The following is a 16,048-nucleotide window of genomic DNA, read 5'->3' as shown; positions in this document are numbered from 1 at the left end:
GCCGCGGCTTCCACCGACGCGCCCAGCGGCGCCCCGAGCCGGCGCGCGGGTGGCGTTGCGCCGGGCGGCAGCACCGCCGGCAGCGCATCCGGTCGCGCCGCGGCCGGCGCCCCCATTGCAGGCATGGCAGGCGCCGCGGCGTGGGAAGCCCGCTCGCGCACTTCCGGCGGCGCGGCGCTCACCCGCGGCGCGACGGCCGGCGCCTTGGCAGGGGCCGCATCGAGGGGGGCGGGCTCCGGCTCGAAGTGTGAGGGCGGGCGCGGTGCCAGTGCCGGCACCGCCCCGATGCTCCGCGCGGCGATGCGGGAGAGGAAGCCGCTCATCCCCGCGCCTCCGCGAGGTAGAAGGCGCGGCGGGCGGGCGGCAGGGCGAGGATGTCGCGCTCCGACCAGTGGAAGACGCGGGCGATCTCCGCCACCTCGCGCAGCAGGCGCGGGATGCGCGCCTCCAGCTCGCACCAGACCAGGCGGGGGACGTCGAGCTCGCGCGTCGCGGTGGTGCCGCAGGCGGGGCAGAGCAGGTCCAGCACCACCCGCGCATCCGGGTCCAGCGCTTCCAGCGCCGCGTCAAGCTCGGGGCCGTCGGCCGCATCCGGCGCGGCGCGGCTGCGCAGGATGGCGCGGGCGGTGGGCATGTCCGGCGCACCCTCGGCGGCGGCGGCATCCGCGGCGGAGAGTGCGCGGACCGGCGTGCCGTCCGGCAGCGTCCCGTGCGGAGCCGGGGGGAAAGCGTGCGGCGCCGCAGGGAAGGCGTGCGGAGCTTCACCGAGGCCAAGCGCCTCGGCAGTGAGGTCGAGGTCCAGCACCTCGCCGCAGGCGTCGCAGTGCTCGCGGCAGCGGATCGCGCGGCCGAACAGCGCGGCGCGTAGCCCAAGCAGCGCACGGTCGCGCGCGGAGAGCGGCGCCACCGCGATCACCTCCGCCGGAATGCCGGGATGCGCGGTGCGCAGCAGCAGCAGGGCGCGCGCCCCGGCCCCTAGCGCCGCGCCGCGTTCCACCAGCTCCAGCAGTTCGGCAGCCGTGGGCCCCGGCACGGCGGCCTCACGCGGCCGGCTCGTTGTAGGTGGGCTCGGTCGGCTCCGGCGTGTCGTAGTCACGCTCCCAGCCCTCGTTCTCGAGCTTCAGCGTCTGGATCGCGACCGCGTTGGCGGATGCGTCGAGGTCGGGGAAGGCGGTGTATTCCGAGGGCCAGCAGCGGAACAGCCGGTAGGCGATCGCGAGTTGCCCGGCCTCGTTGTAGATCTCGAGGATCAGGTCCTTGCGAAAATCCTTCAGCGAGACCTCGGCGCCGAGGCCGGATTGATAGTTCCAGACCTTGTTCGCCCAGCGCTCGAACTCCGTGTCGTGGGTCACACCGCGCTCGAGCGTGATCGCCTCGTACTCCGTCTGCCCGGGCGACTTGCGGGAGGTGGAGGGATCGCCGCCCTCGCGGTGCTTCACCACCTCCGTCGTGCGCTTCAGCGCGCTCACCTTCGAGACGCCGGCTACATAGGTGCCGTCCGGCAGCCTTACGCGGAACTTGTAGGTCTTGTAGGGGTCGAAGCGTTCGGGGTTGGCGGTGAAACGCGGCATGGCTGCTCCCTCCGCCCGGTCAGGCGCTGCGAATCTGCTGGATCGAGATCACGACGAACTCCGCCGGCTGCAGCGGCGCGAAGCCGACCAAGATGTTGACGATGCCGCGGTTGATGTCGTCCTGCGTCGTCGTTTCCCCGTCGCATTTCACCAGATAGGCGTCGCGCGGGCTGGCGCCCTGGAAGGCGCCCTGGCGGAACAGCCGCTGCATGAAGGCGCCGACCGAGAGGCGGATCTGCGCCCAGAGCGGTTCGTCGTTCGGCTCGAACACCACCCATTGCGTGCCGCGGTAGAGGCTTTCCTCGATGAACAGGGCGAGGCGGCGGACGGGGATGTATTTGTAGTCGTCCGCGAGCTGGTCTGACCCCTTCAGCGTGCGCGAGCCCCACACCACGCGGCCGACCACGGGGAAGCTGCGCAGGCAGTTCACCGCGACGGGGTTGAGGAGGCCGTTCTCGGAATCGGTGAGCTTCACGGTCAGCTCCTCCGCACCCGCGATGCCGGCGGCGATGCCCGCCGGCGCCTTCCAGACGCCGCGCTCGGCATCGGTGCGTGCCATCACGCCGGCGACGGCTCCGCAGGGCGGGAAGACATCCATCTGTCCGCCGCGCAGCGGGTCGCGTTTGCGCAGGCGTGGGAAGAACAGCGCGGCGTTGCTGCCGTTCTTCAGGCTGCTCAGCACCGGGGCGCCGCCGATGACATCAGCCTTCGCCTTCGCCGCGGCGGTATCCGGATCCGCGTCCCAGCCTGCCGGCGGGTCCATGATGTAAAGCGCGCGCAGCTCCGCGCAGATCTCCGCCGCCTTGTCGCGCACCGACACGTCCAGCGTGCCGCCGCGCGTGTCGGGCGGGACGCAGAGCAGGTTGAACAGGTCGGCCTTGCGCAGCGCGTGCAGCCCGGTCTTCCTGTCCTGCGCGCCGAGGTAGTCGGCCGGGGCGAGCGCGACGCCGTCATCGCCGCCGGTGCCCTTCGGGAAGGGCTCCGGCGTCGCGGGCGGCAGCGCGGCCGGCAGGTCCGGGCTGCCATCGGCGAGCTTCGCCAGACGCACCAGCGAGGAGCCCTCCTGCAGCACGCGGTCGACGCGCCGCGCCCCGGCGCCGCTGGCCACCGCGAGGTTGCGGAAGGTCTCGACGCGCCCCGTGCCGGAATCCTCGACCACCAGGTCGAAGAGATCGTTCTCTGTCAGCCCGAGCGGTCCGGCCACCGCCTCCGCCGCCGCCTTGTCCTCCGGCCACAGGACGCGGCCGGTGAGGGTGTTGCCCCAGGCGCCCGGATTTGCCGCGCGCAGCTTCAGGTTGCCGATCGTCAGCGTCGCCACGCCGTCGCTCGCGCCCGGCTTGAACAGCCGCACCGCCAGGGCCTGGCCACCGCCATTGGCGAAGAAGTCGTCCACCGCGTAGGAGAGCGGACCTTCGGTCCATAGCCCGCCGAAGCGGCGGTTGAACTCGCCGAAGTTGAAGCAGGCGGTCGGCTCTCCGACGGGGCCGCGCTTCGCGCGTCCGACGAAGGCGGTGACGGACGTGGCGACGCCCGAGATGGTGCGCACGCCGGAGCTGACTTCCTGGATATAGACGCCCGGATAGGTCGGGTTGACGGGCATGGGGCGCGCTCCGCTCTGGAGGGGGTGCCGCGTTCAGGCGCCGAGCTTGAGGCCGATGAGGACCGAGAGCGTCGCCGCCTTGGTGGTGTGCCGGTTCTGCGCCTTGAGCGTCGAGAGGTCGCCGGCGAAGAGCTTCACCGCGCCACCGAACAACATCAGCGGCCCGCTCAGCTTCGTCGCCGCCGCGCCATCGGCTTGCACCTCCACCGAGCCGTCGGTAAGGGAGGGGACCAGGCCGAGGAAGGCGATGCGATCCACGTTGTCGAGCTGGAGCGTGAGCGGCGCCGCCGCGGCCATCCCGGCATCGAGCTGCACCGAGGCGGAGGAGGTGCCGTCCGCCACGAGGGCGCCATGGGATGCGACACCGGCGCCAGAGCTGGAGGCCATGGTGACCGACCAGGACAGCGTTTCAGCCATCGCCATCTCCTCTCCATCCAGCCGCAGAACCGATCGCCAGAACCCGGTGCAGGAACGCTGTCACGCCAGCCGGGGGGCGGGCCGTGGGGCCTGTCGGGTCTGAAAGTTCGATTTTGCGGGCGCTGTAGAAGTCGCCGCCACGCTGCACGAACGACTGGGTGGTCGCAAGAAAAAACGGTAGCGTCCGTGGATGAGGGGCAATGCGGGCATTGGCCGGAGCGTTGCCGGGGTGGCCAGCGGACCTGGCGGCCAGGTGCGTCGGTTATGCTTCGATGCCCCAAAGTGATATGGTGAACATGTGTTCTGCCGGGGCGGCGCCTTGCGGAAGGCCTGTGTCCGGCGCGCGCGTTATCACGCCATTCCAGAGGCTAGAAGAAATGTCAGGGCGAAATATAGGGGGGCGAACTTCGGCCGCACCGATCGGCACAGGATTGGTTGGTGCACCCAAGCTGACGGACCGCGTTGCCGATGCGATTATCCGCCAGATCGCTGAGGAAAGATTGCGGCCAGGCGACCGCCTACCGACCATTGTGGAAATGTGCGAGTTCTATGGCGTGAGCCTCACTGTCGTCCGCGAGGCTCTTGCCCGACTTCGTTCCGAGGGGGTCGTCGAGACCCGTCAAGGCTCGGGTGCCTATGTCGCCGCGGCCGGCCATTTGAAGCCGTTCCGCATTGTCAATCGGGGCGCTGGTGATGAAACACGCGTCATCGAGGTTCTTGAAATGCGGCTGGGCATCGAATCCGAGGCTGCTGCACTCGCATCCAGGCGGGCAACTCCCTCTCAGTTGCAGAAACTGCACCAAGCCTTCGCCGCACTCGAACAGGCGGTGGCCACTGATGCGGAGGCACACCAGCAGGATCTAAACTTCCATCGGGTGATGGTCGAAGCCGCCAACAACAGCGTCTATGCCGATTTCGCGCACTTCCTCCAGCAGCACCTGGAAGCGAGCATTGGAATTTCGCACGCCCGGAGCCGGAGCCGGGGCGTGCTCGGAACCGTGGTGCAGGAACATGCAGCAATTCTTGATGCGATTGCCGCACGCAATCCGGCGCGCGCGCGAAATGCAGCGCGCCACCACCTCCAGGCCGGTATCGACCGGCTTCTGGCCATCCTGTCGTAGTCTACCGAGGCGACCCGTCACCCGCGGCAATGGCGCGCAGATCAACGAACGGCGTGCCAGATGCTCTCCCCGCCGAGATCTTTCGCGCCATAGCGGGACAACGCATCGATATCGAAATCGAACCCAAGACCAGGTCCCTCCGGCAGCAGCAGGTCGCCCCTGTCGAAAACGAGTTGGCGGTCGATCAGGCGGCGGAAGTTGACGATGTGATCGTCCGGCATGAACTCGACATAACTCGCATTCGGCGTGCTGGCGACAAGATGTACATGGATATCGTGCCACGCATGCGGAGACACCGTGACGCCGAAGCTCGCGGCCGTCGCGGCAATCCGGCGCCATTCGGTGATGCCGCCGCAAACCGTTGCATCCGTCTGCAGGATTGCCGCCGCCTCTTTCTCGAGAAGCTCCTTGAACCGCCAGCGGCCCGCCTCGATCTCTCCCGTCGCAACCGGGATGCTCGTCGCGCGCGCCAGGCGCGCGTGATTGTCTATGTCGTCGGGCAGGAAGGGTTCCTCGATCCAGCCAGGCTCGAACTCCTCGATCGGCCGCGTGTAGCGAAGCGCCGTCGGTAGATCGCGCCATGCATTGTTCGCGTCCAGCAGCAACTCGACATCCGGCCCGATCGCTTCCCGCACGGCGCGCACCCTGGCAGTCTCTTCGCGGGGTGAGAGGCGGCCGACCTTCATTTTCACGGCACGATAGCCCTGGTCCGCGAAGGTCCGCATCTCGTCTGCCAGATCCGCGTTGCTCTTCCCTGGCCAGTAGTAGCCGCCGCTGCCGTAGCACGGCACCCGTTCCAGAACTGTCGCACCGAGATAGCGGTACAGCGGCAGTCCGACGCTACGCGCGTTGAGGTCCCAGAGCGCGGTGTCGAGGGCGGACAGGGCGCGCGTCACGGCGCCGACGCGGCCAAGCAGCAGGGTATCCTGATACATCTCCTGCCAAAGACCTTCGACGCGATGGCTATCCTGGCCAATCAGGCGCGGCGCCAACGCATCGACCACAGCATCAAGCAGCAGCTTGCCGGCCGTATTCACTGCGTAGCAGTAGCCGATGCCATAGGTGCCATCCGACGCACGGATGCGGACGAGGCAGTATTCGCGTGCCGTGACCCTACGGGTGGAAAAGAGAATCGGCTGGTCCAGCGGGACCCGCGCAACGCAGGCCTCGACGGCCTCGATTTTCGGCATGTCGGATCACTCTATCCTGATGTTGGCTTCGCGGATCACGCGGGACCATTTCTCATCTTCCTCCCGCATGAGAGTCGCAAAGGCGTCCGGCGAACCGTTGATGACGGTCGCATCCTGCGAAGTGAATTGCGCCCGCAAGGCGGGGTTCGCCAATGCCGCCGAGGTGTCCGCATGAATCCGCGCGACGACCTCCGGCGGGACCCCACGCGGTGCGATGAGCCCGAACCAGACATCGGCGTCGTAGCCAGGCACGCCGGACTCGGCCACGGTGGGTACTTCCGGCATCACTGCGGAACGCCCGGTCGTGGTCACGGCGAGCGGACGCACGCGACCGTCCCGGACCATGGGCAAGACCTGGGTCGTGGTCAGGAGGGAGACGGGAACCACGCCCGCAACCAGATCCATGAGCGCCGGCGCGCCGCCTCGGTAGCTTACATGGTTGAACTTGATCCCCGCCATGTTCGCAAAGAGTTCGACAGCCAACTGCTGGGATGATCCCGTCCCCGGTGAGGCATAGTTGATCTCGCCCGGCTTCTCACGGGCGAGCCGGATCAGATCTTGCAGTGTTCGTGCAGGAAAAGCGGGATGTGTGACGAACACAAAGGGGGCGCGCGCCACTAAAGTCAGCGGTGTGAAGTCCCGAAGCGGATCGTAGGACAGGTTCGGATTAAGCGGCCGATTGGTCACATGCGACGAGATCGTCATCATCAGCGTGTAGCCATCAGGCGCCGACCTCGACAATGCCTCGGTGGCGATGATCCCGTTGGCGCCGCCACGATTTTCCACCAGGACTGGCTGCGCCCATTTCTCCGAAAGCGCTGCGGCAACCGCACGGGCGAAGATGTCGGTGGAACCGCCTGGCGGAAAGCCGACCAGCACCCTGACGGTCCTGGTCGGAAAGGCCTGTGCCATGGACCGCCCGGCTGCAAAAGGCGTAACCGCTGCCAAACCCAGGGCCGCTGTCAGTGATCTGCGGGTGATGTGCATCGTATTTCCTCCGCCTGCCAGGGCGTTGGCTCGCCCTTGTTCAACGTTCGCCCTGGAGCCTAACACTTGTCGCGACAGAGTCAAAAGGTCACCATATGACTTTGCGGAAGCGTCCGGATTGGGGGCGTCCGACTGCCTACGGGGCTGGGGAAACGTCAGTGAAGATAACCAATATCCGTTCGATCGTCGTGAATGCCCAGATGCGCAACTGGGTCTTCGTGAAGGTGGAGACCGACCAGGACTGGCTCTATGGATGGGGCGAGGCAACGCTGAACTGGAAGACGCGTGCCGTCGTCGGCGCCATTGAGGATCTGAAACCGCTCCTCCTCGGCCGGGACCCCCGGGACATCGAGCAGATCTGCCGCATCCTGCAGAAGCACAGCTATTACCGCCTGGGCATCATCGGCATGACCGCGATCAGCGGCATCGAGCACGCGCTGTGGGACATCTTCGGGAAGTCCGTGGGGCTGCCGGTGTGGCGACTTCTCGGTGGCAAGGTGCGCGATCGCGTGAAACTCTATACGCATCTGGGCCTGGGAGACATGGCCTCCGTCTACGAGACCTTCGACCCGGAACCGATGGTCGAGAAGGCGCAGGCAATCCTGGAACGTGGCTACCGGGCGCTGAAGGTGGTTTTCATTCCTTATCTTCACCAGACAGCCTCGCCTGCTGCAGTTTCCCATGTCGAAAAGTTGGGCCGGAGGCTGCGCGAGGCCGTGGGACAGGATGTGGAGATCATGATCGACTTCCATGGCCGCCCCGGGACGGTCAGTGCCGCGCTGCAATTCATCCGCGCCCTCGAGCCAATCTCGCCCCTGTTCTGCGAAGAACCCATCCAGCCCGGCGATACGGAGGGCATGCGCCAGATTGTCCAGCAGGCCAGATGTCCCATCGCCACCGGTGAGCGTCTTGTTGGTGTGCGGGAGTTCGCAGACCTTCTCGGGGCGCGCGGTGCGAACATCGTGCAGCCGGATCTCAACCACTGTGGCGGGCTGCTTGAGGCCCGGAAGATCGCCGCCTTCGCGGAGGTCGCGCAGGCCGGCATCGCGCCACATAATCCGAATGGGCCACTGGCAGGCATCGCGGCGCTCCATTTTGCCGTCGCGACGCCAAACTTCGTCATCCAGGAAGCGATGCCCGGGTCCGTCCCCTGGTATCATGATGTCGTGCGCCAGCCGGTCGTGGCGACCGACGGCTATTGGCCCGTGCCCGATCTGCCGGGCTTCGGCGTCGAGGTCGACGAGAAGGAAGCGGCACGGCATCCCTTTGTGCAGGAAGTGATGCACACCGCCAACGCGGTGCTCGATGACGGCACCATCGTGGATTGGTGAGGCGGCTTCGGTGGCGGAGGCGAAGGTTGTGAAGATACTTGTGCTCGCCCAGCACGCGCCCCAGGCGGCAAGGCTCCAGTCACTGCTCGGCGCCGGCTTCGAAGTGACCGGCATCGCGGCATTCCCGGATCAGGGGCCGATCGAGGCTGAGGTTGTCGTGACCACTCACGTCACGCCGGACCAGGCGAGCCGCCTGCGGTGCCGCCTGCTGCACGTCCCCGGCGCCGGGCTGGACGGCATTGCGCTTGATGCGGTCCCAGCAGGGTGCGCGGTGGCGAATGTCTTTGGCCACGAGATCCCGATGGCCGAGTTCGCCATGTTTGCCATGCTGGAGCACTGCATCAGGCCCGCCGAAATGCCGGGACATCTGGATGCCGCAACCTGGCCGGCCGCCTACCGCGGACGGACGCTGCATGAGGAGGTTGCGGGCAAGACCCTCGGCCTTGTGGGATTTGGCCATATCGGGCGGGAATTGGCCCGCCGCGCCAGGGCCTTCGACATGCGGGTCGCCGCTGTCAGCCGCCGTGGCGGCGACGTGGCGGATGCGGATTGGGTGCGGCCCGCCTCCGGGCTGGAAGAGATGCTCCCGATGGTCGATTTCCTGGTGCTCTGCTGTCCGTTGACGCAAGCCACGCGGGGACTGATCAACGAGCACCGGCTCCGGCGGATGAAGCCATCGGCAGTTCTGATCAGCCTGGGCCGTGCGGAGATCGCTGTCGAGGAGGATCTGTTCCACGCCATGCAGAACCGCCAGATCGCAGCCGCATACCTCGACGTGTGGTACCGCTACCCGAAAGCGAACGAGACCACGCTGGCGCCTTCCCGTTTCCCGTTTCACGAACTGGCCAATGTCCGTTGCACACCGCACGCCTCGGCATGGACCGAGCAGCTTTTGCACCGGCGCTACGACCAGATCGCTCGCAACATTCGCAGGCTCGACACGGATGGCGCATTCGAGAACCTGGTTCGGCAGGCCTCGCAATCGCCATGAAGCCGAGCGGCGGAGGTTGCACCAGACGTAGCGGATGCCACCACCATGAAGGACGTGGCGGTCGTATTGGGCATTGCGCCTGAGGCGAGGCGGTTGTCATGGACCGTCCAGTCGGAGGCGCGTGTCCCCGCCGGTCTCCATGGTGTTAGCGTCAAGTCTGACCTGCCCGGGTTGCCAGGCGCTTCAGCACTTCGGCCGCCACCAGATAGCCGACCACAAGGGCCGCAATCACCGCCAGCAGTGCACCTGGAAGTGGTGCAAAGCCCAGCATCGGCGCGACCGGCCCAAGCGCAGGATGAACTCGGGATGTCCGAGATCACCACCGCTCGGCCCTTCGCGGCGGCGGCTGCCGAGGCGCGTGAGCATGGCCTCGGGGGACAGCCCAAGACGGTTCGGCAGCGGGTCGCGCCTTGTCGATCATGGCGTGCGCATGCGGGACATGAGGGGAACAGGCGGGTATGTTCTGCCCGTCGCGCCGACGGGATCTCCTTCGCTCGTCATGGCAAGCCTACCAAGGTCGCCGCCGGATCCACCCGCTGACCTTTCTCCAGGGGGGGCGGGCGCATTGGCTACACCACCGTGCCGAACAGCGCACCGATGCCGGCCGTCAATGCCATCGCCAGCGCGCCCCAGAAGGTCACGCGCGCTGTGGCACGCACCACATTGGCGCCGCCCGCCTGGGCGCCGATGGCACCCAGCAAAGCCAGAAAGGCCAGCGACGCGCCGGAGACGACCCAGACGAGCAGGTGGGTCGGTGCGACGACCACCATCAGCAGCGGCATGGCGGCACCCACGGCGAAGGTCGCGGCTGAGGTCAGCGCCGCCTGGATGGGCCGAGCGGTGGTGATCTCGGACATCCCGAGTTCATCCTGCGCATGGGCCGCGAGCGCATCCTTGGACATCAACTGCTCGGCGACCTGAAGTGCCAGCCCGCGCTCGACGCCGCGGCGGACATAGATGTCGGCCAGTTCCTCATGCTCGAAGACGGGATTGTCTCGCAATTCCTGGGTTTCCCGGGCGAGGTCAGCCTGTTCGGTGTCGGACTGGGAACTGACCGACACGTATTCGCCAGCCGCCATCGACATCGCACCGGCGACCAACCCGGCCACGCCGGCGATCAGGATGTCGCCCTGGGTGGCCGCAGCGGCAGCCACGCCGACGATCAGGCTGGCGGTCGAGACGATGCCATCATTTGCCCCGAGCACCGCGGCTCGCAGCCATCCGATGCGTGAGACCAGATGGCGTTCCGGGTGCAGGTGGAGGCGCGGCATGGGGTTGTCCTTCGAAGTGCTGGCGTCGCCTGTGGAGATTGGGTCCTGTTGCCGCGCGCGTTACGCGGATCAGGGCGCGCGACCAGGTTGAACCTGCCGGGGCTTGGGCGTTGCGATGAACAGCATGAAGCGCGCCAGCGGGCGCCTGAACAGAAACAGGTAGGCGACATGGAGCCCGACGATGATCATCAGGAAGTTTGACAGCCCCTCGTGCAGTTCGCCGACGATGCCATGCTCCTGTTCCCCGCCACGGGCTTCCGGGTCTCGCCGGCGTTCACGGCCCTCATCTCGCGCCTGCGCCTCGCTCATGATGACGTTGGTTGCCATCCCGAGCGTCCTGCCGCGATCCATCGCAATCCCCGTCGCGGTGGCCAGGATCAGGCAGGCAGCGATACCGGCCAGCAGTGCCTTGCTGATGGCTGGGTGGGCGAAGGCGTTGCCGAGCGTCAGCCCGTCGAACTGCGGGTAGAATCGTGACAGACCCAGTTGCCGAAGACCTGAGAGCGCAGCAATGAGCCGGCCACCGATGATGACCGCGATCGCGTAACCCAGCACTGCGTGGATCGTGCCAAGTTCGCCGGTCAGAAAAGCGGCAACGACCAGAAGGCCAAGAATGGCGTGATAAGCCCGAAGGCCCTGCATGACGGACATGATGATCCCTGAGCCGCAGCCTGGGAACGCTGCATCCGGCGAGGCTAAGGGTCATCGCCGCCGTTGTCCTTGATCGACGTCAACCCTTCAACCTCATGCGAGCGCAGGGATGGTGCTCGCGGTCCATGATCGGATCAATTGGGAAGGTGCGTCTCGGCAGGGGCGGTCTCCAGGCGGAAGCGCTGAAGAACTGCTTCTTGCCTCAGTCGCGCGCCATGCGCGCGATGCCGGCCCGCCCCTTCGACGCGGCCAGGATGTGGTCTGCGGCGATCAGACGGCCCAACCCGACTCCGAGCAGCTCCGCGGTCCATCCGGTCGGTCAGCACGCCAGCCGGATAGGCCGACATCGCATAGACCACGTTCATAAGCACGAGCACGGCCGGTACCACCAGGAAGGGGGGCGCTGGAACCGCGCCAGCGTAAACAACCCCCGTCAACCGACGCTCCGGGTGGGGTCGTCAGCGTGGCCCGCCATTATGCCCGTAGCGGACCGCCCGCACCGCCTTGAGCGTGACCAGCGCGCTGCCGAGCATGGGGTCCAGCGGGCCTGAGGACGGCTACGCAAAGGCGGAAGCGGGCAAACGTCGAGGACCTCAAGACCGGGCCGAAAAAGTCACGGTCAACAGTCCTGACCGAGGCGGAGGAGGCGATGGTCGTCGCGTTTCGCCGTCATACGCTTCTGCCGCTGGACGACTGCCTCTGCACGGACCCGCTGATGAGCCCTCGCTCGATGGAAGCCAGGGTGTTCCAAACGTGACACAGCACGAAGGCCGGCCGCGCTATACCCAATTGGGCGATGCCTCGTCCCGAAGGATCGATGGATGCGCTCCCTCCAGGCAGTCGTGCTTGTATTCCTTGTTGCCTGTCTCCCGGCTCGGGCCGAGAATGGAAGCGTGGGTTTCGTTGTGATCGCTGTCCCGAACGGCACGGCGGCCCCGGTTGAAACCGCCCTGTGGTATCCGGCAGAGGGGGCGGCGCCACGCGCCACACGGCTTGATTTCTTCAGCCAGGATCTGGCGCCGGGCGCCCCGGTGAGGGGGCGCAACCTTCCCCTCATCGTCATCTCGCACGGCACCGGCAGCTCCTTCACCGGACATGTGGACACGGCCCTCGCTCTCGCTCAGGCGGGCTTTGTCGTGGCCGCGCCGACCCATACCGGGGACAACACGCGCGACCGCACCGGCGCCGCAGATCTTGGCGCGCGCACGCGCCAATTCGCGGCGGTGGTCGAGCATGTCGTGGAGCATTGGAATCCTGGAGCCGTGAATCCCGACCGGATTGGCGCCTTCGGTTATTCCGCTGGCGATTTCATCGTGCTGGCGGCAGCGGGCGGGACGCCCGATCGCGGCAGGGTTGCCGCGCACTGCGCCGCGAATCCCGATTTCTTCGATTGCCGGCTGATCGCCGCCGCCGCGCCGCCCGTCGCGCCCACCGTCCTGACGCGCGCACCGCACGCCCTGCGCGCGCTCGTCGTGGCCGCCCCGGCGCTCGGCTTCACCTTCGGCCCCGGATCGCTGGCCGAGCTGACCATGCCTGTGCAGCTCTGGCAGGCGGAGGAGGATACCATTCTGCCCATGCCCCACTATGCGGAACCGGTGCGATCCGCCCTGCCTCGGCCGCCGGAGTTCCACCGCGTGGCCGGTGCCGGACATTTCGACTTCATGGCACCCTGCCCGGAAGGTCTGGCCCGTGTGGCGCCCGCCATCTGCGTCGGCAACCCAGGCTTCGAACGCGCCGTGTTTCACGCGCGCCTCAATGCGGAAATGGTGCGATTCATGACGGATGCGCTACGGCCCTGAGCATTTGCGCCGGGCCACCCGCCTGCCGCGCAGAACATGGGCGCCAGACCGTCGCGGCACCAAGGACGCCAAATGTTCCGGGTATGCGACCCCTCCAGGTATGGCATAACAGATTGATCTAGCGGGGAAAAAATTGAACAGGGGAGGGGGTCCAATCCAGCCTTCGCTCGGCCGTACCGGTGGCGGACGGGGTGCGCCCGCTTTCGGATCATCGCCGTGGCCCGTGGCGAAGGCGGAGCCCCCCGCGAGTGTTCCCGCGCCGCCAGCCCGAAATTGTTGCGGACATACTTTGTCATAATTCTGCGCGGCGCCGTCGCACATATGGCTCCATCAAGGATGCTCCCAGGAGCCCTCCATGCACCGTCGTCCCGCCGTTAGCCACCTGCCGGCTTTGCTTCAGCTTGCCGCTTTCGTTCTGTTGGCGTCGCTGCTCCTCGGGCGACCCGCCGCGGCCCATGAGGGGCATGACCACGGCGCCGCGCCAGAGGCCATCGCCACCGCTCTGCCCCGTGCGGAGGCCCACAGCGATCTGTTCGAGGTCGTCGCCATCCTGCAGCCAGGCGGTGCGCTGACCGTCACGCTCGACCGCTATGCCGACAACAATCCGCTCGAGGGTTCCGTCACGCTGACCATCGATGGCCAGGAGGTGGCTGCGGAGCGCCAGGGCATCGGCCTATTCGTGGCGCGGCACCCGCTGCTGGACCGGCCAGGCCAGCTCGACCTGGTGTTCACCGTCATGGCCGGCGAGGAGATGGACCTGCTGACCGCGACGCTGGACGTGCCCGCGCCGCCGGCGGTATCCGGCACGATGGTCGACGCGCTGGCCCTGCTGCGAAACAGCACCGTCCAGGTCGGTATCGGGATCGGGTTGCTCGTGCTTGGGCTTCTGCTCGGGCGGGCCTCGGTCCGCCGCCCCCTCCCGCCCATGATCGAGGAGGCACCCTCCATCCGCCCCGTGGGCGTCTTGCCGGCCGGCGCCCGGCGCGCCGCGGCGCTGCTGCTCGTCTCGCTCCTCGCCGCCGGCCCCGCTGGCGCCCAGCAGGCGCTGGTTACCGGCGAGGCGCCGCGCCGCCTGCAGGACGGTTCCATCTTCGTGCCCAAGCCCTCCCAGCGCCTGCTCAACCTGCGGACCCAGCTGACCGAGAATGGCGAGGCCTCGGCCGCGCTGCGCATGATCGGCACCCTGGTGCCTGATCCGAACGCCTCGGGGCGGGTTCAGGCAAGCCAGAACGGGCGGCTGGAGCCAGGCGATACGGGCTTTCCCACCCTCGGCCAGCGCGTCGAGCGTGGTCAGGTCCTCGCCTATGTCACACCCACCTACAGCGCGGCCGAGCGGGGGGGCCTCATCCAGAATGCCGCGGAACTCGACGCGCAGATCACGATCCTGGAGGCGCGGGTCCGCCGCCTGACCAGCCTTCGTGGGACGGTGGCGGAGCGGGAGATCCTGGACGCGCAGGCCGAGCTTGCGGGCGTGCGACAGCGGCGCGCCGCGATCCAGCCGGCGCTCTCGGGGCGTGAGCCGCTGGTGGCGCCGGTCTCGGGCATCGTCTCGACCGTGCGCGGCGCCGTCGGGCAGTTGGTGGACAGCGCGACCACCATCGTCGAGATCGTCGATCCAAGCCGGCTGTGGGTGGAGGCGCTGGCCTTCGACCGCGCGGCGCTGGAGCGCATCATCGGCGCCAGCGCCACACTGCCGGATGGCCGGGTGCTGGACCTGGTCTTCATGGGGCGCGGGCTAACGGTGCGGCAGCAGGCAGTGCCGGTGAATTTCCGCGTGGACACGCCGCCGCCGGACGCGCCCATCGGCATCTCGGTGCTTGTCACCCTGCGCACGGCCCGCGCCGTGCGGGGCATCGTGCTGCCGTCCGATGCGGTGGTGCGCAGCGCCGAAGGCCCGCCCGTGGTCTTCGAACACGCGACGGCCGAGCGTTTCATTCCACGCCAGGTGCGCGTGCAACCCCTGGACGGCACGCGCGTGGTGGTAACTGCCGGGCTCGAGCCCGGGCAGCGGGTGGTGGTACAGGGTGCCGCGCTGATCGCCCAGGTCCGCTGAACCATGCTGTTCAACGCCATTGTCGGCTTCTCGCTGCGCAACCGCCTGTTCGTGCTGGCGGCCGCATTGCTGGTCAGCCTCTACGGTATCTTCACGCTTTCGCGCATGCCGGTGGATGTCTTCCCCGACCTCAACAAGCCGACCGTGACGTTGATGACCGAGGTGGAAGGCTTCGCGCCGGAGGAGGTGGAGCAGCTCGTCTCCTTCCCGATCGAGACGGCGGTGAACGGGCTGCCCGGCGTCACGCGCGTGCGCTCCGTCTCCTCCGTCGGGCTGTCGATCGTCTTCGTCGAATTCGACTGGGGCGCCGACATCTGGCGTGCGCGGCAGCAGGTCAGCGAACGCCTCGGCCAGATCCAGGCGCAGCTGCCGCCTCGCGTGCTGCCGACCATGGCGCCGGTCTCCTCCATCATGGGGGAGATCATGCTGGTGGCGATGACCGCGCCCGCGGATGGCTCGCTTGGCCCGATGGAGCTGCGCGACCTGGCCGACTGGGTGATGCGTCCGCGGTTGCTGACCATCCCCGGCATCTCCCAGGTCATCCCGATCGGCGGCGAGGTGCGGCAGTTCCGTGTGATGCCGGAGCTGGACCGCCTGCACGCGCTGGACCTGACCAATGACCAGCTCATCACCGCGCTGCGCCAGTTCGGCGGCAATGCCGGTGGCGGCTACGTGGACCAGGCGGGCCGCGAGTTCCTGATCCGCAACATCGGCCGCACCACCTCGCTTGAGGATCTGCGCAACGCCACGGTCGGCTTCCGGGAAGGGCAGCCCATCGCGCTGCGCCAGGTGGCGCGCGTGGAATACGGCCCGCGCTTCAAGCGCGGCGAAGCGGGGGTGGATGGCCAGCCCGCGGTCATCCTTGCCGTCGCCAAGCAACCAGGTGCCGACACGATCCGCCTGACCCGTGCGGTGGAGGCGGCGCTGGCCGAACTCCAGGCCGGCATGCCGCGCGGCGTGGTGGCGGACCGCGTCAAGTTCCGCCAGGCCGACTTCATCGCACAATCCATCGCCAACCTGCAGCAGGTGCTGGCCGAGGCCTTCATCGTGGTGGCGATCGTGCTGT

14 protein-coding genes and 2 pseudogenes are annotated in these 16,048 nt (G+C 67.7%); 7 read left to right on the top strand and 9 right to left on the bottom strand.

The features are described from left to right. The 5 genes and pseudogenes from Q8S40_RS05955 to Q8S40_RS05935 form a co-directional block, all read right to left on the bottom strand. Positions 1 to 323 (bottom strand): annotated as a pseudogene (locus Q8S40_RS05955) (hypothetical protein); the annotation flags it as partial. Beyond that, a complete protein-coding gene (locus tag Q8S40_RS05950) occupies positions 320 to 1,033 on the bottom strand; it encodes a hypothetical protein (protein WP_305669651.1) in 714 nt (237 codons plus the stop codon). The pseudogene Q8S40_RS05955 and the gene Q8S40_RS05950, both read right to left, overlap by 4 nt. 7 nt (positions 1,034 to 1,040) lie before the next feature. Continuing rightward, positions 1,041 to 1,571: a phage tail protein gene (locus Q8S40_RS05945; protein ID WP_304808660.1), complete on the bottom strand. Its 531-nt coding sequence runs from the start codon at positions 1,569 to 1,571 to the stop codon at positions 1,041 to 1,043. Positions 1,572 to 1,590: 19 nt separating this feature from the next. Further along, a complete protein-coding gene (locus tag Q8S40_RS05940) occupies positions 1,591 to 3,171 on the bottom strand; it encodes a phage tail sheath C-terminal domain-containing protein (RefSeq protein WP_305669650.1) in 1,581 nt (526 codons plus the stop codon). A gap of 33 nt (positions 3,172 to 3,204) precedes the next feature. Beyond that, positions 3,205 to 3,588 carry a hypothetical protein gene (locus Q8S40_RS05935; RefSeq protein WP_305669649.1) on the bottom strand — a complete coding sequence of 128 codons (384 nt, stop codon included), beginning with the start codon at positions 3,586 to 3,588 and terminating at the stop codon, positions 3,205 to 3,207. A gap of 200 nt (positions 3,589 to 3,788) precedes the next feature. Here Q8S40_RS05935 and Q8S40_RS05930 point away from each other — a divergent pair, with 200 nt between their 5' ends. Beyond that, a complete protein-coding gene (locus Q8S40_RS05930) occupies positions 3,789 to 4,709 on the top strand; it encodes a FadR/GntR family transcriptional regulator (protein ID WP_371136809.1) in 921 nt (306 codons plus the stop codon). Between the two features lie 41 nt (positions 4,710 to 4,750). Here the strand turns inward: Q8S40_RS05930 and Q8S40_RS05925 are convergent, their stop codons facing one another. Both Q8S40_RS05925 and Q8S40_RS05920 read right to left on the bottom strand, forming a co-directional pair. Further along, positions 4,751 to 5,899: a mandelate racemase/muconate lactonizing enzyme family protein gene (locus tag Q8S40_RS05925; RefSeq protein ID WP_305669647.1), complete on the bottom strand. Its 1,149-nt coding sequence runs from the start codon at positions 5,897 to 5,899 to the stop codon at positions 4,751 to 4,753. A gap of 6 nt (positions 5,900 to 5,905) precedes the next feature. Next, positions 5,906 to 6,886 carry a tripartite tricarboxylate transporter substrate binding protein gene (locus Q8S40_RS05920; protein ID WP_305669646.1) on the bottom strand — a complete coding sequence of 327 codons (981 nt, stop codon included), beginning with the start codon at positions 6,884 to 6,886 and terminating at the stop codon, positions 5,906 to 5,908. 158 nt (positions 6,887 to 7,044) lie between these two features. On the opposite strand from Q8S40_RS05920, the gene Q8S40_RS05915 reads away from it, so the two are divergent. Next, complete coding sequence (locus tag Q8S40_RS05915) at positions 7,045 to 8,217, top strand: enolase C-terminal domain-like protein (protein ID WP_305669645.1); 1,173 nt, start codon at positions 7,045 to 7,047, stop codon at positions 8,215 to 8,217. 10 nt (positions 8,218 to 8,227) lie between these two features. Further along, positions 8,228 to 9,208, top strand: coding sequence for a 2-hydroxyacid dehydrogenase (locus tag Q8S40_RS05910; protein WP_305669644.1), 981 nt, complete (start codon positions 8,228 to 8,230; stop codon positions 9,206 to 9,208). Between the two features lie 569 nt (positions 9,209 to 9,777). Here the strand turns inward: Q8S40_RS05910 and Q8S40_RS05905 are convergent. Continuing rightward, positions 9,778 to 10,479 (bottom strand): VIT family protein, encoded by a 702-nt coding sequence (locus tag Q8S40_RS05905; RefSeq protein ID WP_305669643.1) that lies wholly within the window; start codon positions 10,477 to 10,479, stop codon positions 9,778 to 9,780. A gap of 69 nt (positions 10,480 to 10,548) precedes the next feature. Further along, entirely contained in the window at positions 10,549 to 11,130 is a 582-nt protein-coding gene (locus Q8S40_RS05900; protein ID WP_305669642.1) for a cytochrome b/b6 domain-containing protein, read from the bottom strand. 571 nt (positions 11,131 to 11,701) lie between these two features. Between Q8S40_RS05900 and Q8S40_RS05895 the strand changes: the two are divergent. From Q8S40_RS05895 to Q8S40_RS05880, 4 genes and pseudogenes are all read left to right on the top strand, one after another. Beyond that, positions 11,702 to 11,830, top strand: a pseudogene (locus tag Q8S40_RS05895) (IS481 family transposase); the annotation flags it as partial. A gap of 121 nt (positions 11,831 to 11,951) precedes the next feature. Next, on the top strand, positions 11,952 to 12,929 hold the full coding sequence (locus Q8S40_RS05890; RefSeq protein WP_305669641.1) for a prolyl oligopeptidase family serine peptidase: 978 nt from the start codon (positions 11,952 to 11,954) through the stop codon (positions 12,927 to 12,929). A 418-nt stretch (positions 12,930 to 13,347) separates the two neighbouring features. Then, complete coding sequence (locus tag Q8S40_RS05885; RefSeq protein ID WP_305669640.1) at positions 13,348 to 14,982, top strand: efflux RND transporter periplasmic adaptor subunit; 1,635 nt, start codon at positions 13,348 to 13,350, stop codon at positions 14,980 to 14,982. Between the two features lie 3 nt (positions 14,983 to 14,985). Further along, positions 14,986 to 16,048: efflux RND transporter permease subunit (locus Q8S40_RS05880; protein ID WP_305669639.1), on the top strand; the 1,063-nt coding region annotated here is incomplete at its 3' end.

Origin of the sequence: Falsiroseomonas sp. (assembly GCF_030695085.1) — a bacterium.
Taxonomy (GTDB): Bacteria; Pseudomonadota; Alphaproteobacteria; order Acetobacterales; family Acetobacteraceae; genus Falsiroseomonas.
This window is presented reverse-complemented; position numbering and strand designations above follow the sequence as displayed.